We start from the raw sequence: 25,286 nt of genomic DNA, 5'->3' as shown, positions 1-25,286 counted from the left end.
GTTTGGTGATTATACGTCCAACAAACCGTTGGTCTTTGTAACACCTTCTGCACTAGCAGCCATATGTGCTTTTTCAGCATCACTCAATTCAATTTCTACGATGCTTTCAATACCGTTTCTACCTAAAATTACTGGTACCCCGATACACAAGTCAGATAAACCGAACTCACCTTCCAACAATGCAGAACATGGGAACATTTTCTTTTGGTCACAAGCAATAGCCTGTACCAAAGCGCTTACTGCTGCTCCTGGTGCATACCAAGCTGAAGTACCTAACAATTTAGTTAAAGTAGCTCCACCAACTTTAGTATCTTCCTTAACTTGCTCCAATCTTTCCTCAGATAAGAACTCAGTTACTTTAATACTGTTTCTGGTTGCATGGGCAGTTAACGGCACCATACCTGTATCGCTGTGTCCACCAATAACCATTCCGTCTACATCACTGATAGGCGCTTCTAAAGCCTCTGCCAATCTGTACTTGAAACGTGCTGAATCCAAAGCTCCTCCCATACCTATGATACGGTTTTTAGGAAGTCCAGATGTTTTGTGTACCAAGTAGGTCATAGTATCCATTGGGTTACTCACCACAATGATGATTGTGTTTGGAGAATTTGCAATCAAGTTTTCAGACACTGTTTTCACAATTCCAGCATTGATTCCAATCAATTCCTCACGAGTCATTCCAGGCTTACGAGGAATTCCTGAAGTGATTACACAGATATCACTACCTGCAGTTTTGGTGTAATCGTTGGTTACCCCTGTGATTTTGGTATCAAATCCGTTTAAAGAAGCTGTTTGCATCAAATCCATAGCTTTACCTTCGGCAAAACCTTCTTTGATATCCAACAAAACCACCTCACTTGCAAAATCCTTAATTGCAATATATTCCGCGCAACTGGCACCAACCGCACCAGCTCCAACTACTGTTACTTTCATATAAAAAAATTTTTAGTATTTGTTGATTTTAAGTCTGCCAAAAATACGAATTTTTATACGGTTAATGAAGCCTAAAGAGATAAAATAACAAGGATATTTGCAACAATTTTAAGCCCGTTTTCAAAACGTAAAAAACCTTGTCTACCAACCTCAACTTTCAAGAAATTCAACTAGAAAACACAAAAAAATCCCGTACTTTTATTGGTTCATTCTCAATAAGAAATCACAATACAAAATGGAAGTTATCAAAGCAGACGATGGGTTTCAACCCGTGAATTCCAATCCCGATATCCAACGAAAAGTGATCCACCTAAACGACCTGATGGTAACCATCATCGATTTTCATAATGGCCCTATGGAAGTGCCAGATCCTTTTCACCATCACCCACACGAACAAATCACTTATGTAGTAACTGGCTCTTTACTGTTTTTTATTGAAGACCGACAACACACCTTGCATGCTGGCGACAGTTTTAAAGTAGCTTCCAACCTGAAACACTCTATACAGACGCTCACAGAACATGTGAGATTAATAGATAGTTTTTCTCCTATTAGGGAAGAGTTTTTATAAACAAAAAAAGAGTGCTTTTCAGCACTCTTTTTTAATCTATTTCTATTTGCAATTACGCGTCAATATTTGCGTAAATAGCGTTCTTTTCAATGAACTCTCTACGTGGCGGCACCTCATCTCCCATCAACATTGAGAAAATACGGTCTGCCTCACTTCCGTTGTCAATATTCACTTGACGCAAAGTTCTAAACTCAGGATTCATGGTTGTTTCCCAAAGCTGATCGGCGTTCATCTCTCCAAGACCTTTGTAACGTTGTACGTTTACACTTCCACCATACTCTTCGGCAATAGCATCACGCTCCTTATCGTTCCACGCATACTGCTTTTTGTTTCCTTTTTTCACCAAGTAAAGTGGCGGCGTTGCGATATAAATATGTCCGTTTTCAATCAACTCTTTCATATATCTGAAGAAGAAGGTCAAAATCAAGGTTGCAATGTGGCTACCATCAATATCGGCATCACACATGATCACAATTTTATGATATCTCAACTTTGAAAGGTTCAAGGCTTTACTGTCTTCCTCGGTTCCAATAGTCACCCCAAGAGCGGTAAAGATATTCTTGATTTCTTCGTTTTCAAATACCTTGTGGGTCATTGCCTTTTCCACGTTCAAGATTTTACCTCTCAAAGGCAAAATAGCTTGAAACGCTCTATCACGACCTTGTTTGGCAGTTCCACCTGCCGAATCCCCCTCAACAAGGAATACCTCACATTTTGTTGGATCCTGCTCTGAACAGTCACTCAGTTTCCCAGGAAGCCCTCCAATGCTCATAACCGTTTTACGTTGCACCATTTCACGCGCTTTTTGAGCGGCATGACGTGCTTGGGCTGCAAGGATTACTTTTTCAACAATTAATTTGGCATCTTCTGGGTGCTCTTCCAAATAGTCAGTCAACATCTCTGAAACCGCCTGGCTCACACTAGCAGACACTTCTCGGTTTCCTAATTTGGTCTTGGTTTGTCCCTCAAATTGAGGCTCCGCTACCTTCACCGAAATAATTGCCGTTAAACCTTCACGGAAGTCATCTCCAGCAATATCAAATTTCAACTTGTCCAGCATTCCAGATTCATCGGCATACTTTTTCAAGGTATGGGTCAATCCTCTTCTAAAACCAGATAAGTGCGTTCCCCCTTCGTGGGTGTTGATATTGTTTACATATGAATGTAGGTTTTCTGCATATGAGGTGTTATAAATCATGGCTACCTCAACTGGCACACCATTTTTCTCACCTTCAAAGGCAATGGCATCCTTCATTAATGGTTCACGGTTTCCATCCAAATAGGTAATGAATTCCTTCAATCCATTTTCAGAATAGAAAGTTTCACCTATATATTCACCTTTTTCGTCTTTGTTTCTCTTATCCAACAAGTGAATGGTAATTCCCTTATTCAAGTAAGCCAACTCACGCATTCTACTTGCCAAGGTATCATAGCTATACTCTAAGGTTTGTTGGAAAATTGTTGGATCTGGCTTAAAAGTTACCGTAGTACCTCTGCGCTCAGTTTCACCAACAGTCTTTACAGGATACAGAGATTTTCCTCTTTCATACTCCTGCTCCCAGATTTTACCGTCTCTGTAAACGGTGGCTTTTAAATGCTCAGACAACGCATTCACACAACTCACACCTACCCCGTGCAAACCTCCTGATACTTTATAGGAATCTTTATCGAATTTACCCCCAGCACCAATTTTGGTCATTACAACTTCTAAAGCAGAAATTCCTTCTTTCTTGTGAAGGTCTACCGGAATACCACGTCCGTCGTCCTCACAAGTAATGGAATTATCTTCATTGATAATAACCGTAATGTTGTTACAGTGACCTGCAAGAGCCTCGTCGATTGAGTTATCAACCACCTCATAAACCAAGTGGTGTAACCCTCGTACTCCTACATCACCAATATACATGGATGGACGCATACGTACGTGCTCCATCCCTTCAAGCGCCTGGATACTATCCGCCGAATAATTGTGCTTGTTGAATTCTTCCTTCATATATTAATATGTTATTTTTTCTTTTAAAATTTTACAATAAACTGATTTTCAAATAATTAAAAACTACATTAATCATTCACATAAAAAATCAGCAAGTATTTTTACAATAACCCATAAAAAAATGCCCTGTACGGCATCTTTTAGTGTACTCACAAAGATAAGAATTTAAGACACCATTAAAAAGCTTTTTAGAGAGTTTGACTCAAAATTATCAACAATTGTTAATTACTCAAAACCGTCTTAAAAAGGCTAAAAAAGGCCTTAAAATAGATTTTTGTCATTTTTAGTTTATCGGCAAAAAGCAAAAAAACCTAAAATCCCGCAGAGGCGACATTTTAGGTTTCACAAACAAAACTACGAAATCTAATTTAGACCTTAATAGGCCTCGGCATGTACATTTGCAACAGCCCTACCCGATGGATCGTTCATGTTTTTAAAGGCTTCATCCCACTCCAAAGCAACTTTGGTACTACAGGCCACACTAGCTTCTTGTGGCACTGATAAAGCTGCCGCATCACTAGGGAAATGCTCTGCAAATATGGAACGGTAATAAAACTCTTCTTTATTGGTAGGGGTTTGTATAGGGAACTTATACTTAGCATTAGCCAGTTGCTCATCGGTAACGGCTTCGCTTACCAATTCCTTCAAGGTATCAATCCAACTATACCCTACACCGTCACTAAATTGCTCTTTCTGTCTCCAAGCAACGCTTTCTGGCAAATAACTTTCAAAAGCCTTACGCACGACCCATTTCTCCATACGCTCTCCGTTGATCATTTTATCCTGCGGATTGATGCTCATGGCCACATCCATAAATTCCTTGTCCAAAAACGGTACTCGCCCTTCAATTCCCCAAGCAGCCAAACTTTTGTTAGCTCTTAAGCAATCATACATATGAAGTTTGCTCAACTTTCTCACAGTTTCTTCATGGAATTCTTGCGCATTTGGCGCTTTATGGAAGTACAAATAACCTCCAAAAAGCTCATCGGCACCTTCTCCTGACAATACCATTTTAATTCCCATAGACTTGATCACTCTAGCCATTAGATACATTGGCGTACTTGCCCTAATGGTAGTGATATCATAAGTTTCCAAGTTGTAGATAACATCTCTAATAGCATCCAAGCCTTCCTGAATGGTGAACTTTATTTCGTGGTGCACCGTACCTATGTGATCTGCTACCTTTCTAGCCGCAGCCAAATCCGGTGAGCCTTCCAATCCTACAGAAAAGGAGTGTAATTGCGGCCACCAAGCATCGGACACATCATCGCTTTCAATACGTTTTTGAGCATATTTTTTAGCAATGGCCGATGTTACCGAAGAATCCAAGCCCCCAGACAACAGTACCCCGTAAGGCACATCGCTCATCAATTGTCTGTGTACGGCTGCTTCCAAAGCTTCCTTGATTTTTTCAATACTCGTTTCATTATCCTTTACAGCTTCATAATCGGTCCAATCTCTTTTGTACCACTGCACAAATTCGCCATCCTTACTATATAAATAATGCCCCGGAGGAAACAATTCAATTTTAGTACAAATACCTTCCAGCGCTTTCAATTCGGAAGCCACATAAAAAGTTCCATTGGCATCCCATCCTATATATAAAGGAATGATTCCCATATGGTCACGAGCCACAAAATATTCATCCTTATCTACATCATAAATAGCAAAGGCAAAAATACCGTTGAGCTCATCTACAAAATCAACTCCCCGCTCTTTATAAAGCGCCAAGATAACTTCGCAATCACTTTCTGTTTTAAACTCATAAGTCCCTGTGAACTCCTTACGTAAAGTTCTATGGTTATAAATTTCGCCGTTGGCCGCCAACACCAACTTACCGTCATCACTCAACAGCGGCTGTTTCCCTGAGGTGGGATCTACAATAGCCAAACGTTCATGCGCCAAAATTGCCTTTTCATTATTAAAGATCCCATTCCAATCCGGTCCGCGATGACGGATCTTTTTAGACATCTCCAATACTTGGGGCCTTAAATCTTCTGCTTTCTGTTTTAAATCGAATGCACATACAATTCCACACATATTAATCAAGTTTTAATTACATGTCAAAGATGTATTTTACATATCATAATAAAAACATAATAACACATTATGCTTTCAATTTGTAACTTTTAAAATATTTTTAAATAAAATTCGTTATTTAAAAACAAAGGTTTTAAGCCATTCACATTTCAATTGTCAATTTAAAATGTATGATTTTTCGGAAACTATTTTTACAAATTCTTCTATCTTTAAACAGTCAAAAAAAACATTTTTATGAAAAATAGAATCATCACAACACTTTTACTGGCATTCACCATGTTTTTGTCGCAAGGTATAAATGCCCAAGAATTCAGCGATTTAGACAAAAGTCCAATGGATGCAGCTGCATATCCTACTAGCCACAAAGAAAGCAACAAGAGCATTAAAGTAATATACAGCCGCCCTCAATTGAAGGGACGCCCACTAAGCAAATTGACTCCAGAAGGCAAAGTTTGGCGTACAGGAGCCAATGAAGCTACTGAAATCACGTTCTCTAAAGACGTTGTTTTTGCTGGAAAACCTGTAAAAGCAGGAACGTATTCATTTTTTACAATTCCAGGTGAAAAGCAATGGACAATTATTTTGAATTCCGCTACCAATGTTTGGGGAGCTTATTCCTATGACGAAGCACAAGATGTCGCGAGAGTTACCGTTCCGGTAAGTGAAGACAAAAAAGCTTTGGAAGCATTTTCAATTACTTTTGATAAAGATGCCACCATGTATTTAGGATGGGATACCCTTAGAGTAGCCATCCCAATTGAAGTGAAATAAATTCTTTTACATAGCACAACAAAAAGGCCTTGAAAATTCAAGGCCTTTTTTATTAGGGTATATTTAGGTACTTATGCGTTTGCAAAGACACTTTCCACTTTGGATTTTTCATGACATAATCCACAATTTCCGGAATCATCTTTTCGCGTTTGCTCCATTCTGGCTGTAAGTACAAAATACAGTCTTTGTTCACTTGAGCCGCCTGCTCTTCAGCAAAACGGAAATCATCCATATTATAGACAATCACCTTAAGCTCATTGGCATTCTCATACACTTTTTGTGTTGGAAGCTTCATTTTTTTTGGTGATAGACAAATCCAGTCCCAAGTACCGCTCAACTCATAAGCCCCAGACGTTTCAATATGAACTTTCAATCCCTTCTCCTTCAACTGTCGTGTCAACTCCGTCATATCCCAAGTCAATGGCTCACCACCAGTAACCACAATGGTATCGCTATATTTTGCAGCGTTTTCTACAATCTTGGAGGTTTCGGTAGGCGGATGGATTTCGGCATTCCAACTTTCCTTCACATCACACCAATGGCATCCAACATCACAACCACCTACACGAATAAAGTAGGCCGCTGTTCCTTTATAAAATCCTTCTCCTTGAATGGTGTAAAATTCCTCCATCAAAGGCAACATTAGTCCCTTGTCTACCAAGGTCTGTACATCTTGTTTCATAGAGTGCAAAGATAGGTTACTAGTAGAAGTTTCTTGTTAAAATATTGAAAAGATTTTCCAGCGTATTGCTGCAAGATTAGTACTTTTATAAAAATTTTGGGACTATGGGCAAAACGGAAGACTTTCTCAATATCATTCAAGAAGGAAACACATTTAAAGGAGACTTTATCACAGTAGGTTCAGCTATGTTGGACGGGAAAACATTGCCCAAAGCCTTTGTAAATATACCTTTAAAAACCATGAACCGTCACGGCCTTATTGCTGGTGCCACGGGAACAGGAAAAACCAAGACCCTGCAGGTGTTGGCCGAAAATTTATCTGAAAAAGGAATTCCTGTATTGCTTATGGACATCAAAGGTGACCTTAGTGGTTTAGCCAAACCAAGTCCTGGTCATCCAAAAATTGAAGAACGCCACGAACTCATTGGCCTTCCTTTTGAAAGTAAAGCCTTCCCGGTTGAAGTCCTCACCCTTTCGGAACAAGATGGCGTTCGGCTAAGAGCCACAGTGAGTGAATTTGGCCCTGTGTTAATTTCCAGAATATTGGATGTTTCCGAAACCCAAGCAGGGATAATCGCCGTTATCTTTAAATACTGTGACGACCACCAATTGCCGCTTTTGGACTTGAAGGATTTCAAAAAGATTCTTCAATATGCTACCGATGAGGGCAAAGAAGAATTTGAAGCTGCCTACGGACGTATTTCAACCTCTTCCACTGGAGCCATTTTGAGAAAAATTGTGGAACTGGAACAACAAGGAGGCGATTTGTTTTTTGGTGAACGCTCGTTTGATCCGCAAGATTTGTTACGTGTAAACGAAGAAGGCAGAGGGTACATTAATATCATTCGCCTTACAGACATTCAAGACCGACCTAAACTGTTTTCAACCTTTATGCTAAGTCTTTTGGCTGAAATCTATTCTACATTTCCAGAACAAGGTGATGGCGAAAGACCAGAGCTGGTACTATTTATCGATGAGGCCCATCTTATTTTTGATGAAGCTTCCAAAGCCTTGCTCAACCAAATAGAGAGTATCATAAAACTTATCAGAAGTAAAGGTGTCGGGATTTATTTTGTAACGCAAGATCCTACCGATGTGCCAGAATCTGTTTTGGGACAATTGGGACTTAAGATCCAGCATGCCTTAAGAGCCTTTACCGCCAAAGACCGAAAAGCCATTAAGCTTACCGCTGAAAACTATCCTGAAACAGACTATTACGATACAACGGAAGTCCTGACTTCATTGGGAACAGGAGAAGCTTTAGTTTCTGCATTGGATGAAAAAGGAAGACCAACGCCTTTAGTAGCAACCATGATGCGTGCTCCCATGAGCCGAATGGACATTCTAACCGAAACAGAATTAAGTGAATTACTTTCCAAATCTAATTTGGTCAAAAAATATAATGAGACTGTTGACAGAGAAAGTGCCTACGAACTACTGAACAAGAAAATTGAAGTAGCCCAAGCAAAAGAAACTCAAGAAAAAGCCCAACAGGAGCAAAAAACCATAGAGAAAGCTCAAAGAAAGCAAACAGCTTCTACCAAGCGCGACAACTCTTTAGATCCCTTAATTAAAGTAGTGACCAGTCCCTCATTTATCCGTGGTGTCTTTGGTATACTTAACAAAGTTTTAAAATAAACCTTTAACCTAATATTAATTACAAACCATTTTTAAAGAAATGTACAAATCTATTTTAAGCCTCAGTATTCTATCAATTTTAGCGGTAAGCTGTAAAAAGGAACAAGATCCTTTTGCCATTGAAAAGCAGCATGTAGGATTGCTTACCGATTCTACAAAAGTTAAAGATCTCAAAATGATTTTTGCCCAGGATTCCATTGCCCAACCAATTACAGGTGATGAATATATGAGCGGAGGCAGCGATATAGAAATTTTCACAAAAACCGGAGACAAGTTATTGGTATTGACTCCAACTCAAGCATTGGATTCTACCGCCACCATAGAAAGTGTACAGATTATGGATCCACGTTTCAAGACCGGAAAAAATATTTCTACGGTAAGTACATTTAAGGAAATTCAAGATTCGTATAAAATTACCAGAATCAATAACCTTATCAACACTGTTGTAGTATTTGTTGATGAAATCAACGCCTCATTTACGATTGACAAAAAAGAATTGCCTGCCAACTTAAGGTTTGACATGAATTTGAAGATTGAAAAATCACAAATTCCAGACAGTGCCAAAGTGAAGTACTTTTTCGTACACTGGAACTAGATATGAAATAAAGCAATGAACCCTTTTTTTTCAAAACTACTCGCCGACATTGCGCGCAAACGCTTGGAATCAGACCACAAACCTGTTTCCAAAAAGCAAATTGAGCCAATGGTAACATCCTTACGGGTAGAATTGTCACATGCCATCAGGTCCTATTTTTTTATTGTCCTTGGTGTGTTTTCGGCTGGATTTGGATTAAAAGGGTTTTTATTGCCCAATCGCTTTATCGATGGAGGTGCTACTGGAATTTCCCTGTTATTGGAAAATATCACCCACATTGAACTGGGCTTTCTTCTTGTCTTGGTCAATGTCCCCTTTTTGATTTTGGCCGCGCTCACCTTCAACCTTAAATTTGCTTTAAAAAGTATTAGCGCAATAGCCTTTTTGGCCTTTGTGGTACATTTTGTGGAGTATCCCACTATTACCGATGACAAACTGCTCATTGCTGTTTTTGGAGGCTTTTTCCTAGGGTTGGGAATTGGAATGGCCATGCGTGGTGGTAGCGTTATTGACGGCACCGAAGTTTTGGCCATCTATTTAAGCCGAAAGCTCTCCATGACTGTTGGTGACGTCCTATTGGTAACTAACATTATTATCTTTTCATTTGGCGCCTATATTCTTTCAATAGAAACGGCACTCTACGCCATCCTCACCTATCTTGCCGCTGCCAAGACTGTTGATTTTGTTGTTGATGGTGTGGAAGAATATGTTGGTGTGACCATTATTTCTGAAAAACATGAAGAAATACGAATCATGCTTATTGAAAAACTACGTCGTGCTTGTACCATTTACGCTGGAAAAGGCGGTTATGGCCAACACGGAAAGAGCTACGAAAAAGACATTATCTATACTGTGGTGACTCGGTTGGAATTGGCTAAATTACACACCGAAACTGATAAGATAGACAAAAACGCTTTCATCATTATGGGAGTTGTCAAGGACATTAAAGGAGGCATGATTAAGAGAAAACCATTAAAATAAAGTCGATGAAAAATTATACCGTCCAAGACAATCCTTTTGTTGTTCCCACCGATGATGGAAAAGTAATTAAGGAACATTTTGGAGTGGCCACCAATGGCGACACCCAATTAAGCATTGCCCATATGGTTGCACCTCCCGGCTGGAGCGAACCTTTCCAAACACCGGAATTTGATGAATATACTTTCATTATAAAAGGTCAAAAGCAATTCATTATTGAAGGAGAAACCATTGTGCTAAAAGAAGGTCAATCTATTAAAATAAACAAGCATACTAGAATACAATACTCCAATCCATTTACAGAACCTTGCGAATACCTTGCTATTTGCAAACCCGCGTTTTCAATGGACTTGGTCAATAGAGAATCATAATGAAAAATACTTTGGTTAAACTTGTGGGACTAAGTGTGAACACCTCAAGTTTCATCTCGAAATCTTTTGCTGCTGAAAAGGCCTTAAGCATATTTTCAACTCCTTTAAAGGGCAGGCCTAATGAAGAACAATCGGATTTTTTAAACACGGCTTTCAAGGAAGAATTACAATACAACAACATTCCCATAATGACCTATCGTTGGCTTGGGAAGAAAGAAACCGTTTTATTGGTTCATGGTTGGGAAAGCAATTCGGCACGCTGGAAAAACCTCATCCATGAACTAAAAACAAAGGATTACAACATTGTAGCTTTAGATGCTCCGGCACATGGAAATTCAGGAAGCAAGCGCTTTAACGCCCTTCTCTATGCTGAATTCATAAATGTGGTTGCTAAAAAATATAGCCCAAGCATTATTATTGGGCATTCGGTTGGTGGCATGGCTTCGGTTTATTTTCAACACACCCATCAGATCTCCTCAATCCAAAAAATGATTTTGTTGGGAGCTCCTTCTGAGTTTTCTGGAATATTGAATCGTTATGTAGAAATGTTAGGATACAACAGAAGAGTGTCCAATCAACTCAATTCCATTATTCGAGACAGATTTGGCGTTACTCCTAAAGAGTTTTCAACTTCCAAATTCATCTCTAATATCACACCAAAAACACTGATTATCCATGATGAATTGGATAAAATCATTCCTTATCAAGATGCCCTTCTACTTAAAAATGCCTACCACAACAGTAAATTGATCACCACCAATGGTTTTGGTCATTCACTCAACAATGCTACGGTAAGCAATCATATTCATTCTTTTTTAGAGGGTTAAACACTATCTTTGCGCCATGGAAGATCAATTGAAACGATTAAATAAATACCTCAGTGAAGTTGGTTATTGCTCAAGAAGAGAAGCCGATAAACTTATTGATGCTGGACGTGTGACCATTAACGGAAAAGTTCCTGAAATGGGCACAAAAGTAGCCCCTAGCGACGAGGTTCATGTGGATGGAAAATTAGTCACCAACACCAAAGAAAGTTTTGTATACCTTGCTTTCAACAAACCCGTAGGTATTGTTTGTACTACAGATACCCGAGTTGAAAAAGACAATATCATTGACTTTATAAATTACCCTAAACGTATTTTCCCCATTGGAAGATTGGATAAACCCAGTGAAGGATTGATCCTATTGACCGATGATGGGGACATCGTCAATAAAATTCTTAGAGCTAGCAACAACCACGAAAAGGAATATATTGTAACTGTTGACAAACCTATTTCGCAAACGTTTATCGAGCGTATGTCTAAGGGTGTTCCTATTCTAGATCAAGTTACCAGAAAATGTAAAGTTGAAAAGTTAAGCAAGTATGAATTCAAGATTGTATTAACCCAAGGGCTTAACCGACAAATACGTCGCATGTGTGAGTATTTGGGTTACGAAGTACAAACCTTAAAGCGTGTAAGAATCATGAATATCAATCTTGATGTACCTCTTGGAGCATACCGTGAACTTACCAAAGAGGAAATGAACGGACTTGAAAAACTATTACAAGGCTCAACCAAAAGCTATACCCCAAAACCACCAACAAGACGTAAAAACCCTTAGATATTTATAATAAAAAAGGAGCTCAATGAGCTCCTTTTTTATTATGTATTAGCAAAACTTCTATTTTGCTGCTTGATGTCTTTCTCTTGCCAATAAGGTATTTTTAAGCAACATAGCAATTGTCATAGGCCCTACACCACCTGGAACAGGGGTAATATAACTAGCCTTAGGACTTACACTTGCAAAATCCACATCACCAGCTAAACGGTAACCTGCCTTTTTAGTCTCATCTGGCACACGTGTAATACCAACATCGATAATTACCACCCCATCTTTAACCATATCACCTGTTAGGTATTCTGAAATACCAATAGCGGCTACGATAATATCGGCACTACGAGTAATGTCTGCCAAGTTTTTAGTACGACTATGTACCACAGTAACGGTAGCATCACCAGCCTTACGCTTTTGGCTCATTAAGATACTCATGGGGCGACCAACAATATGGCTGCGTCCCATTACCACCACATTTTTTCCTGAGGTTTCAATATTATAACGCTCCAACAATTCCATAATTCCAAATGGAGTCGCCGGTAAAAAGGTTGGCAAATCCAAAGCCATTCTACCCACGTTTGTTGGGTGGAATCCATCAACATCTTTATCAGGATCGATTGCCATCAATACTTTTTGCTCATCGATATGCTTCGGCAAAGGCAACTGAACGATAAATCCGTCGATATCATCATTTGTGTTTAATTCGTGGATTTTTTCCAATAAAACGGCCTCGGTAGTTTCTTCTGGCAAATCTATCAAAGTTGAATTAAACCCGATTTTCTCACAAGCTTTAACTTTAGCATTCACGTAAGTCATACTCGCACCATCGGTCCCTACTAAAATCGCAGCTAAATGCGGCACTTTCTCACCATTCGCAATCATGCCCTGAACATCGACCGCTATCTCATCTTTAATATCATTGCTGATTTTCTTACCGTCTAAAATTGTCATTTCTTCCGTTTTGGTTGGTCACTCGCAGAATAGACCAAAAACTTATCATTAAAATCTCACCCGCCTGCGTCCAGGGAGACAACCTTTATAAGTTGATATTTTATCTCATATTCTTCATGGCCTGCATCATGCGTTTACCGCCGCCACCTTGCATCATCTTCATCATTTTGCTCATTTGGTTAAACTGCTTCAGCAATTGGTTAACCTCCTGAACCGATGTTCCAGAACCTTTACCTATACGTTTTTTACGACTGGCATTGATAATTGAAGGGTTAGAACGCTCTTCTGGAGTCATAGAGTGAATGATCGCTTCAATTCCTTTAAAGGCATCATCATCGATATCTATATCCTTCATCATTTTACCAGCACCAGGAATCATCCCAATAAGGTCCTTCATATTACCCATCTTCTTGATTTGTTGAATCTGCTTCAAGAAATCATCAAACCCAAACTGGTTCTTTGCAATTTTCTTTTGAAGTTTACGTGCTTCCTGCTCATCAAACTGCTCTTGCGCACGCTCAACCAAGGACACAACGTCCCCCATCCCCAAAATACGGTCGGCCATACGTGAAGGATAGAACACGTCTATCGCTTCCATTTTCTCACCTGTACCAATAAACTTGATTGGTTTATTTACTACAGACTTAATAGAAATGGCAGCTCCCCCACGAGTATCCCCGTCTAATTTGGTAAGGATAACCCCATCAAAGTTCAATACATCGTTAAAGGCTTTAGCCGTGTTAACCGCATCTTGACCAGTCATGGAATCTACCACAAACAATGTTTCTTGTGGTTGTATAGCATTATGGATGTTTGAGATTTCGGTCATCATGGCCTCATCTACTGCCAAACGACCCGCGGTATCGATAATTACCACATTAAATCCGTTGGCTTTTGCATGAGCAATACCGGCTTGAGCAATAGCAACCGGATCAGGATTTCCCTTGTCGCTATAAACCTCAACATTAATCTGCTCCCCTACTACGTGCAACTGATCAATCGCCGCTGGACGGTAAACGTCACAGGCAACCAATAACGGACGCTTAGTTTTCTTGTTTTTTAGGTAATTTGCTAATTTTCCTGAAAAGGTAGTTTTACCAGATCCCTGTAAACCGGACATCAAAATAACGCTTGGGTTTCCAGAAAGGTTGATTCCTTCGGCATCACCTCCCATTAACTCGGTCAATTCATCCTTGACCAATTTCACCATTAATTGCCCTGGTTGTAAAGACGTTAATACATCTTGGCCAAGTGCTTTTTCTTTTACACGATTGGTAAATTCTTTGGCTATCTTAAAGTTAACATCGGCATCCAACAAAGCCCTTCTCACCTCTTTAAGAGTTTCCGCTACATTGACTTCTGTAATACTTCCATGTCCCTTAAGAACGTGTAAGGCTTTATCTAACTTTTCACTTAAATTATTAAACATATTATTCCTGAAATTTTAAGAAGTGCAAAGTTAACAATTTGTAATATATTAAGGAAGTAATCATCTTAATTCTAAAAGAAAAAAGGGCTACTATGGCGAGCAACCCCTTTTAAATATTTTTTTATATGCATTTTTTCAAAATACACCTTAAATGAATACACAGTTTCTACCGAAGAAATCAGTTCCCTTGGAATTACCCCCAATGTAAGCTTTAGAGTGATTTTTTAAAATTTAAAACCAACTTTAAGTTGAAACCTACATGCGCTCTGGTACGTTGATCCCTAAAAGACTAAAGGCGTTTTTAACCACTACCCCAACCATTTTGGACAACTGAACTCTAAAGTTTTTGTCATTGTCATTATCGGCTCCTAGGATAGATACATTTTGGTAGAATGAGTTGAACTCCTTCACCAAATCGTACGTATAATTGGCAATTAATGCAGGACTATGATTGTTAGCTGCGTTTTGCACAACCTCAGGAAATAACTGTAATTGCTTTAACAGCTCTTTTTCCTTGTCATGTAATGAGATGTTTCCATAAGTTCCTCCCAATGCATTCCCAGCCTTTCTTAGGATGGATTGAATTCTGGCATAGGTGTATTGAATGAAAGGTCCAGTATTCCCTTGGAAATCGATAGATTCCTTTGGATCAAACAAAATTCGTTTTTTAGGATCAACCTTTAAGATGTAATACTTCAAAGCTCCCAAACCAATGGTTTTGTAAAGCTCTATTTTTTCTTCTTCGGTATACCCATCCAATTTCCCTAATTCATCCGAAATTTCTTTGGCTGTAGCGGCCATTTCATCTACCAAATCATCGGCATCCACTACAGTTCCTTCTCTACTTTTCATTTTTCCAGAAGGTAAATCCACCATTCCGTAACTCAAGTGGTACAAATTTTTGGCCCAGTCGAATCCTAGTTTTTTTAGAATCAAAAACAACACTTGGAAATGATAATCCTGTTCGTTACCTACTGTATACACCATCCCTCCAACATCCGGATGGTCCTTGATTCGCTGAATAGCAGTACCAATATCCTGAGTCATGTAAACTGCAGTACCATCAGCTCTAAGCACTAACTTTTCATCCAAACCATCTTCGGTTAGGTTACACCACACAGAACCGTCCTCCTTCTTATAAAACACTCCAGATTTTAACCCTTCGGTTACAAATTCCTTCCCTAATAAGTAGGTTTGGCTTTCATAATACAAGTGGTCAAAATCAACACCTAAATTTTTATAAGTGATATCAAAACCTTCATATACCCAACCATTCATTTTAGTCCACAGTTCGACAACTTCTTTATCTCCTGCTTCCCATTGACGCAACATATCCTGAGCTTCCAATAAAATAGGCGCCTGTTTTTTGGCTTCTTCTTCCGATAGACCTCGAGTTATTAACCCTTGGATTTCATTTTTATATTCCTGATCAAACTTTACATAATAGTTCCCTACCAATTTATCACCTTTCAAACCTGTGCTTTCAGGGGTTTCCCCATTACCATATCGTTTCCAAGCCAACATACTTTTACAAATATGGATTCCACGATCGTTGATAATTTGTGTTTTGTAGACCTTTTTACCTGAAGCCTTCAATATTTCAGCAACACTATATCCTAACAAATTATTTCTAATATGTCCCAAATGCAGAGGCTTGTTGGTGTTAGGCGAAGAATACTCCACCATAATAGCCTTGTCCTTAGGTTCCGGAGTTACAAAACCGTATCCGGCATTCCCTGAAATAGAGGTAAAGAAGTTTAAATAATATGCATCATCAATTTCAACATTCAAAAAGCCCTTTACAACATTATAGCCTTTCACCTCTTCAACATGCTCTACCAAATACGCTCCAATATGTTCTCCAATTTGAACAGGATTTCCTTTTACTACACGCAACATAGGAAATACCACAACTGTTATATCTCCTGCAAATTCCTTGCGTGTTGCCTGAAATTCTACAGTTTCCAATTCAGCATTAAAAATATCTTTAACAGCCTGTTTTACGTATTTCGATAAAGTGTCTTGAAGATTCATTTTGCTTATTTTTAAGTGTGCAAAGATAGCACTTTTAACAGTATTTCAATAACAATACACCACAACATACATCTCTATAACTCCTCTTTTCCTACGAGGATGCCTACAGAATTGCTATTTGAATACAACCCATCTTTCTATAGCAACTTTACCTCTTCAAAGTTATTCGCTAAAATGAATTAAAAAACCCCAACAAATTACAAGTCAGAACATTATAAAAACACTCAACAGAATTCAAAATTTAACAGAAACTTCTCAATAAAATTGCCAATTCTATGCATTTCGTCGATACTTTCATTTTTTAGTAGGAGATACCGTTCACTTTATCTAATTTTTTGGTAGTAAAACCCAAAAATTAGATTTTTACTTGGCTTTTAAAGATTTTTGAAGGGAGCTATTAATCAAAGTCCCAAATATTGATGATACTTAATATTCAACCCGTAGTAGGATTGTTATTATTGTATTTTGTGTCCTTACTTCACCTCTCCCTCAAGGCAAGTTGGCTTAAAAACAGTATTGCAACAAGTAAAACATTATTTGGAAAATGAAACAGTTAATCATCTTAGCTGCTTTATTTTCTGCCCTTCTTAGTTATTCTCAAACTAGGGAGATAGACAGCCTTACCCTAGAATTAGCGTATCAAAAACAAGATTCTATCAAGGTTGAAACCTCCTTATTGCTTATAAAAAACCTTTATAAAACCAAGGATTACCAAAAGGCTTCTATGTTTGTGGACCAAACAGAGCGCTTATCAAAATCGCTTAATTACACCAAAGGTGTTGCCGAGTCTGTTTACTACAAAGCCCTTATTTACTCCCAAAGGGGAGACTACTATAATTCTATAGACAGTTTTAACAAATCCAGAAAATTATACCAACAGCTTAACGATACCTTAGGGATTGCCAAAGTGAGCAATTGCATGGGACTTATAGAGATTAAGCGTGGTAACTATATTGTGGGATTGGAAAATTCGCTTTCGGCCATCAATATTTTTGAAACCAAAAATCTCAGGGAAGAATTGAGTTCGGCCTATAACAATTTGGCCGAAGCATATTACAAAACCCAGCAAATAGACAAGGCCATAGAATTCAATCTAAAAGCCTTAAGCGTTCGCGAACAATTACAGGACAGTACCGGCATTAAAACCTCCACAAAAAACATTGCCCACCTTTACTCTTTAAGAAGAGAGCATCGCAAAGCCATTGAGTATTATGAAAAGGTCTTGAAATTGCTCAATCCAGAAAAGGATTTGGACCTTAAGGGTGAAATTCTTCCCAGAATCGGGGAAGAATATTTGCGTTTTAAAGATTACGACAAAGCTGCAGACTATTTGGTTGAAGGTTTAAAATTTAACCGAAGAAGAAATGATAAGGAAGGCTTGTTACGCTCCCTCAACTCGGTTGGAAAACTAAATCTTACACAAAACAAAACAAGGTTGGCAGAAAGGCAATTGGATGAAGCCTACGCCATTGCCAAGGATGGCGGTGACCAGTTGGAATTGCTAAAGAACTACCAACTCCACAAAGAGTTGGATTCCATGCAGGGACAATATCAAAATGCCTTTTTCTGGCAAGGCAAATATTACGCACTTAAAGAAGAGTTGGAAAAACAAAACCAACCAAAAATACCAGTTAACACAGATGTTATTATTAGGGAAGAAAAACCTTTGGTTACTTCTAACACTGAAGAAGCTTCTACAATTATCCCTAACCTGTCATCCAAAAACAGTCAGGAAGTCAAAAAACTGAAACTGATTTCTTATGTCCTTGTTGCAGCATTTTTAATAGCACTCACTTTTCTAATGCTCATCTATTTAAGGAGAAAGAGCAGATTGGCCTACACCAAAGAACTTGAAGAAAAGAACAAACAAATCCAGATGCAAAACGAAGCCATTTTGGAGCAATCCCTTCACTTGGAAGAAATCAACAAGGTGAAGGATCGTTTATTTTCAATTGTTTCTCACGACTTGAAGGATTCCGTTTCTTCCATTAAAGGCTTTATCGACCTCCTAAAAGAAGACAGCCTTTCCAAAGAAGAATTCTACGACCTTATCCCAGAGCTTAGCGAAAATGCCAATAATGCCTCCTTATTATTGTTCAATTTGTTGAACTGGTCCAAATCGCAAATGCAGAACTTGGAACCAAACCCTGAACTGTTCAATATCCAAGAAGTATTTCAAACCAAGATCAGCTTGATTGAACAAAAAGTGGAGCAAAAACGTATTGTTTTAATTGACGAATCCCAACGTGATTTCATCTACGCAGATAGAAGTATGGTTGAGATAGTTATTCAAAATCTATTGACCAATGCCGTGAAGTTCAGTAAAGTTGGAGATATCATTACCGTTTCCAATATTGACAGAAATGGCAGATCCTTAATTTGCGTGGAGGATACAGGAGTGGGGATTTCTCCAGAAAACATGGAAAAGCTCTTCAAAAACAACACCTTTACTACGGTTGGCACCAAGAGCGAAAAAGGAACTGGTCTAGGGCTTACTATCTGTAAAGAATTGGTTGAGTTGAACCACGGAAAAATTTGGGTAGAAAGCACTCCTAATGTAGGAAGTAAGTTTTTTGTGGAATTACCTAAATCGAAACCGAACAAGTAACTCTTGAAGCAAAAGCAAAAAGACTTTTGGTAAGCAAAGCTAACAGCTATACCCAGTTTATTTAAACCAATCTTAATCCTGTACGCGGCAAAAACACTTCAGCCATCATACAACGGGCACTTCCTCCTCCACAAGTTTCAATAGTTTCAAGAGAGCTCGACACAATAGGACAATGCTTTTCAATTTTAGCAATTTGGTCTTTGGTCAAACTATCATATGCTGATTGGCTCATCACCAAAAAGCGTTGATCATTTGCACCTCTCACCTGTAGCATATTTCCGGCAAATTGATGCATTTGCGCTTCAGTAATGGCAATCACTTCCTTGCCATCTGTCTTTATATGAGTAAGCACATTTTTGCGCTCCTTTTTATCATCGATACTGTCCAAACAGATAACTGCAAAAGTTTCTGCCAAACACATCATCACATTGGTGTGATAAATAGGTAAACGCTTCCCTTCTACAGTTTGAAATGCCGTAAATACCACGGGAGTATATTCAAAATCCTCGCAAAATTCTATAAACAACTCTTCATCTGCTCTAGGTGACAGCGCACAGTAGGCTTTACCATTTACACGATCCAACAGCAAACTTCCGGTACCCTCCAAAAAGACACCTTCTTCTTCGGCACTGGTGTAATCCACGATATTTTCAATGGTAAACCCATCCTTTTCCAAGGTTTCAAGCACATCCTCACGACGCTCCCTCCTTCTGTTTTCAGCAAACATAGGATATAAAGCGACATCACCATTTTCATGAAAACTTACCCAGTTATTAGGAAAAATGGAGTCCGGCGTATCCAAAGAAGGATCATCATTTACCACTACTACATTTACTCCAACAGCTCGCAGTTTTTCAACAAAGGCATCAAATTCCTCTTTAGCTTTCTTATTGATATCTGCTTGCACTAAATCCAAATCTTCCTGAAAATAGTTATTAACGGCAGTTTGTTCGTTCATCCTAAAGTTTACTGGACGAATCATTAATATGGTATTTGTAGTTTGTGGCATGCTATTAAATATTTGCGGACAAAATTAAGCTTTTTTGAATGAGATAATTACCTAAAATGAGAAGTTTCATTTTACATCCCAATAAGATTCGAAATCAAAAAACTAGATGAGAATTTTAATATTAGCGTAGGAATTATTCATAGCCTTTATTTGTTGAGCTTCATTCAACCATTTCACCTTAGTAATCCCCTCGTTTTCCTGTGGCTCCAACTTCCCCTCAAACATCGTTTTCATTTCAAACCAATGGGTAATCTTAATTTTATGTTTTCCGTTGCGCTTAAAAATATGGTAGGTGATATCCAACGCCCTTGTTATTTCAAGGCCTTGCACCCCAGTCTCCTCTTCCACTTCTCTCAAAGAAGTTTCTTCTATTGACTCCTTCCCCTCAACTTTTCCCTTCGGAAGATCCCATTTGTTATTTCGGTAGATAAAAAGTACTTCCTCTCTGTGGTTAATTACTTTTCCCCCACCAGCAACCACATTAGGTAATTTCTTTAGGAATTTCTTTAAAAGTTTATCGGGATTTTTATGAATAAGCCTGACCTCTTCCAATGAGGTTGTGTTGAGCTCCTTAATTACCTTACTGATATTAACCGTATCCAAAAGGTAATTTTTAAAATTGGTTTCCTCACTAACAACCGACGTTAATATAATTGGTTTGTCATTGACAAAGACTTGGTACATTGATATTGCTGATAGTTTAAAGCTGTAAAAATATTACTTTTTAATTCATACTGAGGATTTCAAATTTAATTTTATTTAAAATTTTCAAAATTACTTATGCCAAAATTGTGTAGTTTTGCCCTATGATTTTTAATAAACATACCGCCAAAAAAACCGCAGAAGTTTTATTGCAAATCAACGCTATAAAACTTAGTCCGCAAGAACCATTTACTTGGGCTTCTGGATGGAAATCTCCCATCTACTGCGACAACAGAATTATTTTATCCTATCCACCTATTCGCAATTACATTCGCGAAACCATGGCCAAACAAATTGAAAAGCAATATGGCAAGCCAGATGTAATTGCCGGAGTTGCCACTGGAGCTATTGGTATAGGAATCTTGGTTGCCGAATATTTAGGATTACCTTTTGTTTATGTGAGACCTGAGGCAAAATCGCACGGGCGTCAAAACCAAATTGAGGGCCACCTTGAAAAAGGACAGAACGTAGTGGTTGTAGAAGACCTGATCAGTACTGGAAAAAGCAGCTTGAATGCCGTAAAAGCCTTGAAAGATGCTGATGCAAACGTTAAGGGCATGATTGCCATTTTCACTTACGGTTTTGATGTTGCCAAGCAAAGTTTTGAAGAAGCAGACATTCAATTACAAACTTTAGGCAACTACGAAAGCTTGTTGGATCAGGCCTTAGAAACCAACTATATCACCAAACAGCAACAGGAACTTTTGGCACAATGGAATGCCAATCCAAGTGAATGGAACGCTAATTGACATAGCTTAATAAAAAAACGACATGAATTTAGAATCCCCAAAAGTAATTGTAGATAAAACCCCTCAAGAAACCTTTGATTTCTTATCGGAAGTGAAAAATTTTGAAAAGTTAATGCCTGAAAACATTAGCAAATTTGAAATTTTAGGGGACGACACCTTTTTGTTTGCACTTAAAGGTATGCCGGAAATCGTACTAAAAAAGAAAGAAACAATTGCCCCTAATAAAATTGTATTGGGTGCAGCCGGTGGCAAGATGGACTTTTCTTTAACCGGATCTATTGCTGAAACTGCTGATAACAAAAGTGAAGTTCAGCTAGCCTTTGCAGGCGATTTCAATCCTATGATGGCCATGATGGTCAAAGGACCTATCTCCAAGTTCATAGAGACGCTTGTAACCAAAATGACAACAACGGTTTAATACAATAAGGTAATTTCTTTAAGATCGAATGTTTTAAGGACTTCATCTTCCAAAAGAACTTCAAGACTCCCATAGTCCGTCACACCTTTTATAAAACCCGCAAATAGATGGCCTTCAACATCCTTAAATGTTGAAGGCTTATTTATTCTGAACAGTCGCTTTTCATATAACCTTTTAAGTTCTTTGGTCTCGCCATTTTCGAGCATCGTAAAATAATGCTCCATTTTATTGATAATCTTATTCAACACTTCATCTAGATCAAAAACATTTCCGGAAATTAAACGCATGGACGACGCTTGGGGCAAATCGGGGTATTCCGTTTGATTAACATTAAGTCCTACCCCAATAATGGTATGCTGGATTTGATTTTGTTTGATGACATTTTCAATAAGAATGCCAACAATTTTCTTGTTTTCTGACAAAATGTCGTTTGGCCATTTTACCTTTACCCTTTTTAATCCAAAATATTTCAAGACATCAGAGATTGCCAAAGCAACGGCCATACTGATGAAAAATTGGTCTTCAATTTTCAAAAAAGAAATGTCCTTAAGCACGCTAACAGTAAGGTTTTTACCCTCTTGAGCATCCCATTGAGTCCCCATTTGCCCGCGCCCTTCTGTTTGTCTATCAGTCATAACAACCGTATAATCCTCAAGTACTTGAGCAGCACTTAACTGCCGTAAATAGGAATTGGTTGAGTCAATGGCACTAAGTTTGATAATGTGCATAAAGGAAATATTTATTACTTTATATTTTTCTTAATAAAATTTAAGGTTCAAAAGAACTAAAAAAATAATAACTTTGCACAAAACTAAATCAATTTAATGGCTAAAAAAAACAGTAATGTAGATCAACTAATAGCAACGATATTAGCTGGTATTGAAGATGTTAAAGGGAAGGAGATTACAATTCTAGATTTAAGAGAAATTGAAAACACTGTCTGTGATTATTTTATTGTTTGCGAAGGAACTTCCAATACACAGGTGAACGCCATAGTCAATTCCATCCAAAAAAAGGTTAGTAAAACGCTTAAAGATAACCCTTGGCATGTTGAAGGTGTCGACAATGCCGAGTGGGTACTTATCGATTATGTGAACGTTGTAGTACATGTGTTCCAAAAACACGTTAGAGAGTACTATGACATAGAAAGCCTTTGGGGAGACGCAAAAACAACCGTTATAGAAACAAGTTACTAAAAGAGCATTAATGGCAAACGACAATAAGAACACCAACAAAAAACCAAAATTTAACCTCTATTGGATCTATGGAATCGCAATATTGGGGATTTTAGCTGTACAATTATTATTTGGAGGTTTTGGCAGTGAAACTACATCCACTACTACACCCCAACAGTTTTTGGAATTCCTTAAAGATGGGGATGTTTCCAAAATTGAAATCATCAACAAAAGAGAAGCTAAGGTTTACCTTACTGACGAAGCCGAGAAAAAGGAGGTTCACAAAAAAACCATTCCAAACAGTATCTTACCTACGGTTGCACCTTTACCAAACTATTCTTTTGAATTTGGAGATTTACAAAACTTTGAAAAAGGAATTAATGAAACCATTAAGGACAATAACCTTACTACAGAGGTAAAATATAAAACCGAAGAAAACCTTTGGGGCAATTTCCTTATCTCTTTATTGCCGTTTGTATTGATCATTGCCGTTTGGGTATTTATTATGCGTCGTATGTCTTCTGGTGGTGGCGGTGGTGCTGGTGGACAGATTTTCAATATTGGAAAATCGAAAGCCAAACTCTTTGATGAGAAAACTGATGTAAAAACATCCTTTAAAGATGTAGCCGGATTGGAAGGTGCCAAAGAAGAAGTACAAGAAATTGTAGACTTCCTTAAAAACCCGGAAAAATACACTTCTTTAGGAGGAAAAATCCCAAAAGGAGCCTTATTGGTAGGACCTCCAGGTACAGGTAAAACCTTATTGGCAAAAGCCGTTGCAGGTGAAGCTAAAGTTCCATTCTTCTCATTATCTGGATCGGATTTTGTGGAGATGTTCGTAGGAGTTGGTGCTTCTAGAGTAAGAGACTTGTTTAAACAAGCTAAAGAGAAATCACCTTCTATCATATTCATAGATGAAATTGATGCCATTGGTAGAGCTCGTGGAAAAAGCAATTTCTCAGGGTCTAATGACGAACGTGAAAATACGCTTAACCAACTTTTGACTGAAATGGATGGTTTTGGAACCAATACCAACGTTATTGTATTGGCCGCTACCAACAGAGCCGATGTTTTGGATAAAGCACTTATGCGTGCTGGTCGTTTCGACCGCCAGATTTTTGTAGATCTTCCAGACGTAAGAGAACGTAAGGAAATTTTTGAGGTACACTTAAGACCTATTAAGCAATCTGAAAAATTGGATATCGATTTTCTAGCCAAACAAACCCCCGGATTCTCTGGAGCTGATATTGCCAACGTATGTAACGAAGCGGCTTTAATCGCGGCAAGAAATGGCAAAAAAGCGGTTGACAAGCAAGACTTTTTAGATGCTGTAGACCGTATCGTAGGAGGTTTGGAGAAGAAGAACAAAATCATCACTCCTGAAGAAAAACGTGCCGTAGCTTATCACGAAGCTGGTCACGCCACTATAAGTTGGATGTTGGAACACGCTGCACCATTGGTAAAAGTAACTATCGTACCGCGCGGACAATCGCTTGGTGCTGCTTGGTATTTACCTGAAGAGCGCTTAATTGTGCGCCCAGAACAAATGTTGGATGAAATGTGTGCTGCCCTTGGAGGTAGAGCTGCTGAGAAAGTAATTTTCGACAAAATTTCTACTGGAGCTTTGAGCGATCTTGAAAAGGTAACCAAACAAGCCAGAGCTATGGTAACCATTTATGGCCTTAGTGATAAGGTGGGTAATTTAACCTATTACGATTCCTCAGGACAGTCAGAATATGGATTTACCAAACCTTATAGCGAGCAAACTGCTGAATTGATTGATAAGGAAATTTCAGATATCATTGAAGAGCAATATGCTCGTGCTATCAAGATTCTTGAAGAGAACAAAGACAAGCTTACGGAACTAGCTGAAGTCCTACTTGACAAAGAAGTCATCTTCAAAGATAACCTTGAAAAAATATTTGGAAAAAGACCTTTTGAAAAGGAAAAAGAAGCTTAGGAAAAACACCTAATGTTTTTATAAAAAACTTAAATTAACCATGTGTTACTTTAAGTTTTTTTATATTTGAATTAATACAAT

Annotated in this window: 23 protein-coding genes; 13 read left to right on the top strand and 10 right to left on the bottom strand. The window is 38.3% G+C overall.

Annotated elements, in window-relative coordinates; genetic code table 11:
- Positions 1–9: 9 nt before the first annotated feature.
- Complete coding sequence (mdh, locus tag BKM32_RS13140) at positions 10–936, bottom strand: malate dehydrogenase (protein ID WP_053975687.1); 927 nt, start codon at positions 934–936, stop codon at positions 10–12.
- Positions 937–1,171: 235 nt separating this feature from the next.
- Between mdh and BKM32_RS13135 the strand changes: the two genes are divergently transcribed.
- On the top strand, positions 1,172–1,507 hold the full coding sequence (locus BKM32_RS13135; protein WP_076664178.1) for a cupin domain-containing protein: 336 nt from the start codon (positions 1,172–1,174) through the stop codon (positions 1,505–1,507).
- A gap of 52 nt (positions 1,508–1,559) precedes the next feature.
- On the opposite strand, the gene gyrB is transcribed toward BKM32_RS13135, so the two are convergent.
- A complete protein-coding gene (gyrB, locus tag BKM32_RS13130) occupies positions 1,560–3,500 on the bottom strand; it encodes a DNA topoisomerase (ATP-hydrolyzing) subunit B (RefSeq protein WP_076664177.1) in 1,941 nt (646 codons plus the stop codon).
- 375 nt (positions 3,501–3,875) lie between these two features.
- Positions 3,876–5,540 (bottom strand): asparagine synthase B, encoded by a 1,665-nt coding sequence (gene asnB / locus BKM32_RS13125; protein ID WP_076664176.1) that lies wholly within the window; start codon positions 5,538–5,540, stop codon positions 3,876–3,878.
- A gap of 234 nt (positions 5,541–5,774) precedes the next feature.
- On the opposite strand from asnB, the gene BKM32_RS13120 reads away from it, so the two are divergent.
- Positions 5,775–6,311, top strand: a complete 537-nt coding sequence (locus BKM32_RS13120) for a DUF2911 domain-containing protein (RefSeq protein ID WP_076664175.1) — start codon at positions 5,775–5,777, stop codon at positions 6,309–6,311.
- Positions 6,312–6,363: 52 nt separating this feature from the next.
- On the opposite strand, the gene BKM32_RS13115 is transcribed toward BKM32_RS13120, so the two are convergent.
- Complete coding sequence (locus BKM32_RS13115) at positions 6,364–6,993, bottom strand: 7-carboxy-7-deazaguanine synthase QueE (RefSeq protein WP_053975692.1); 630 nt, start codon at positions 6,991–6,993, stop codon at positions 6,364–6,366.
- Positions 6,994–7,097: 104 nt separating this feature from the next.
- On the opposite strand from BKM32_RS13115, the gene BKM32_RS13110 reads away from it, so the two are divergent.
- The 6 genes from BKM32_RS13110 to rluF are packed head-to-tail and all read left to right on the top strand — an operon-like array spanning position 7,098 to position 12,176.
- Entirely contained in the window at positions 7,098–8,630 is a 1,533-nt protein-coding gene (locus BKM32_RS13110; RefSeq protein ID WP_076664174.1) for a helicase HerA-like domain-containing protein, read from the top strand.
- A gap of 40 nt (positions 8,631–8,670) precedes the next feature.
- On the top strand, positions 8,671–9,225 hold the full coding sequence (locus BKM32_RS13105) for a hypothetical protein (protein ID WP_053975694.1): 555 nt from the start codon (positions 8,671–8,673) through the stop codon (positions 9,223–9,225).
- 15 nt (positions 9,226–9,240) lie between these two features.
- Positions 9,241–10,206, top strand: a complete 966-nt coding sequence (locus BKM32_RS13100; RefSeq protein ID WP_076664173.1) for a YitT family protein — start codon at positions 9,241–9,243, stop codon at positions 10,204–10,206.
- Between the two features lie 5 nt (positions 10,207–10,211).
- Positions 10,212–10,574, top strand: a complete 363-nt coding sequence (locus BKM32_RS13095) for a cupin domain-containing protein (protein ID WP_076664172.1) — start codon at positions 10,212–10,214, stop codon at positions 10,572–10,574.
- The gene (locus BKM32_RS13090; RefSeq protein ID WP_076664171.1) at positions 10,574–11,401 is read left to right on the top strand and encodes an alpha/beta fold hydrolase; all 828 of its coding nucleotides are present in this window, start codon (positions 10,574–10,576) and stop codon (positions 11,399–11,401) included. The genes BKM32_RS13095 and BKM32_RS13090 overlap by 1 nt, the downstream gene beginning before the upstream one ends.
- A 16-nt stretch (positions 11,402–11,417) precedes the next feature.
- Positions 11,418–12,176: a 23S rRNA pseudouridine(2604) synthase RluF gene (gene rluF / locus BKM32_RS13085; protein ID WP_076664170.1), complete on the top strand. Its 759-nt coding sequence runs from the start codon at positions 11,418–11,420 to the stop codon at positions 12,174–12,176.
- A gap of 60 nt (positions 12,177–12,236) precedes the next feature.
- Here the strand turns inward: rluF and folD are convergent, their stop codons facing one another.
- The 3 genes from folD to argS form a co-directional block, all read right to left on the bottom strand.
- Positions 12,237–13,121 carry a bifunctional methylenetetrahydrofolate dehydrogenase/methenyltetrahydrofolate cyclohydrolase FolD gene (folD, locus tag BKM32_RS13080; RefSeq protein ID WP_076664169.1) on the bottom strand — a complete coding sequence of 295 codons (885 nt, stop codon included), beginning with the start codon at positions 13,119–13,121 and terminating at the stop codon, positions 12,237–12,239.
- A 100-nt stretch (positions 13,122–13,221) separates the two neighbouring features.
- Positions 13,222–14,550: a signal recognition particle protein gene (ffh, locus tag BKM32_RS13075; RefSeq protein WP_053975700.1), complete on the bottom strand. Its 1,329-nt coding sequence runs from the start codon at positions 14,548–14,550 to the stop codon at positions 13,222–13,224.
- A gap of 255 nt (positions 14,551–14,805) precedes the next feature.
- A complete protein-coding gene (gene argS, locus BKM32_RS13070) occupies positions 14,806–16,584 on the bottom strand; it encodes an arginine--tRNA ligase (RefSeq protein ID WP_076664168.1) in 1,779 nt (592 codons plus the stop codon).
- 544 nt (positions 16,585–17,128) lie between these two features.
- Here argS and BKM32_RS13065 point away from each other — a divergent pair.
- Positions 17,129–19,192: a tetratricopeptide repeat-containing sensor histidine kinase gene (locus tag BKM32_RS13065; RefSeq protein WP_076664167.1), complete on the top strand. Its 2,064-nt coding sequence runs from the start codon at positions 17,129–17,131 to the stop codon at positions 19,190–19,192.
- 61 nt (positions 19,193–19,253) lie between these two features.
- Here BKM32_RS13065 and ctlX read toward each other — a convergent pair whose 3' ends face one another.
- Both ctlX and BKM32_RS13055 read right to left on the bottom strand, forming a co-directional pair.
- Positions 19,254–20,201, bottom strand: coding sequence for a citrulline utilization hydrolase CtlX (ctlX, locus tag BKM32_RS13060; protein WP_076664166.1), 948 nt, complete (start codon positions 20,199–20,201; stop codon positions 19,254–19,256).
- A 102-nt stretch (positions 20,202–20,303) separates the two neighbouring features.
- A complete protein-coding gene (locus tag BKM32_RS13055) occupies positions 20,304–20,885 on the bottom strand; it encodes an NUDIX hydrolase (protein ID WP_076664165.1) in 582 nt (193 codons plus the stop codon).
- A gap of 122 nt (positions 20,886–21,007) precedes the next feature.
- Between BKM32_RS13055 and pyrE the strand changes: the two genes are divergently transcribed.
- Complete coding sequence (pyrE, locus tag BKM32_RS13050; RefSeq protein WP_053975705.1) at positions 21,008–21,652, top strand: orotate phosphoribosyltransferase; 645 nt, start codon at positions 21,008–21,010, stop codon at positions 21,650–21,652.
- 22 nt (positions 21,653–21,674) lie between these two features.
- On the top strand, positions 21,675–22,070 hold the full coding sequence (locus tag BKM32_RS13045; RefSeq protein WP_053975706.1) for an SRPBCC family protein: 396 nt from the start codon (positions 21,675–21,677) through the stop codon (positions 22,068–22,070).
- Here BKM32_RS13045 and BKM32_RS13040 read toward each other — a convergent pair.
- Positions 22,067–22,798 (bottom strand): biotin--[acetyl-CoA-carboxylase] ligase, encoded by a 732-nt coding sequence (locus tag BKM32_RS13040; protein ID WP_076664164.1) that lies wholly within the window; start codon positions 22,796–22,798, stop codon positions 22,067–22,069. The genes BKM32_RS13045 and BKM32_RS13040 overlap by 4 nt on opposite strands.
- 96 nt (positions 22,799–22,894) lie before the next feature.
- Between BKM32_RS13040 and rsfS the strand changes: the two genes are divergently transcribed.
- The gene (rsfS, locus tag BKM32_RS13035; RefSeq protein ID WP_053975708.1) at positions 22,895–23,266 is read left to right on the top strand and encodes a ribosome silencing factor; all 372 of its coding nucleotides are present in this window, start codon (positions 22,895–22,897) and stop codon (positions 23,264–23,266) included.
- Between the two features lie 10 nt (positions 23,267–23,276).
- Positions 23,277–25,205 carry an ATP-dependent zinc metalloprotease FtsH gene (gene ftsH, locus BKM32_RS13030; protein WP_053975709.1) on the top strand — a complete coding sequence of 643 codons (1,929 nt, stop codon included), beginning with the start codon at positions 23,277–23,279 and terminating at the stop codon, positions 25,203–25,205.
- Positions 25,206–25,286: the final 81 nt, after the last annotated feature.

Source organism: Mangrovimonas sp. DI 80 (genome assembly GCF_001975575.1).
Taxonomy (GTDB): Bacteria; Bacteroidota; Bacteroidia; order Flavobacteriales; family Flavobacteriaceae; genus Mangrovimonas_A; species Mangrovimonas_A xylaniphaga.
Note: the sequence above shows the minus strand (reverse complement) of the source record. Positions and strands in the feature narration are given on the sequence as shown.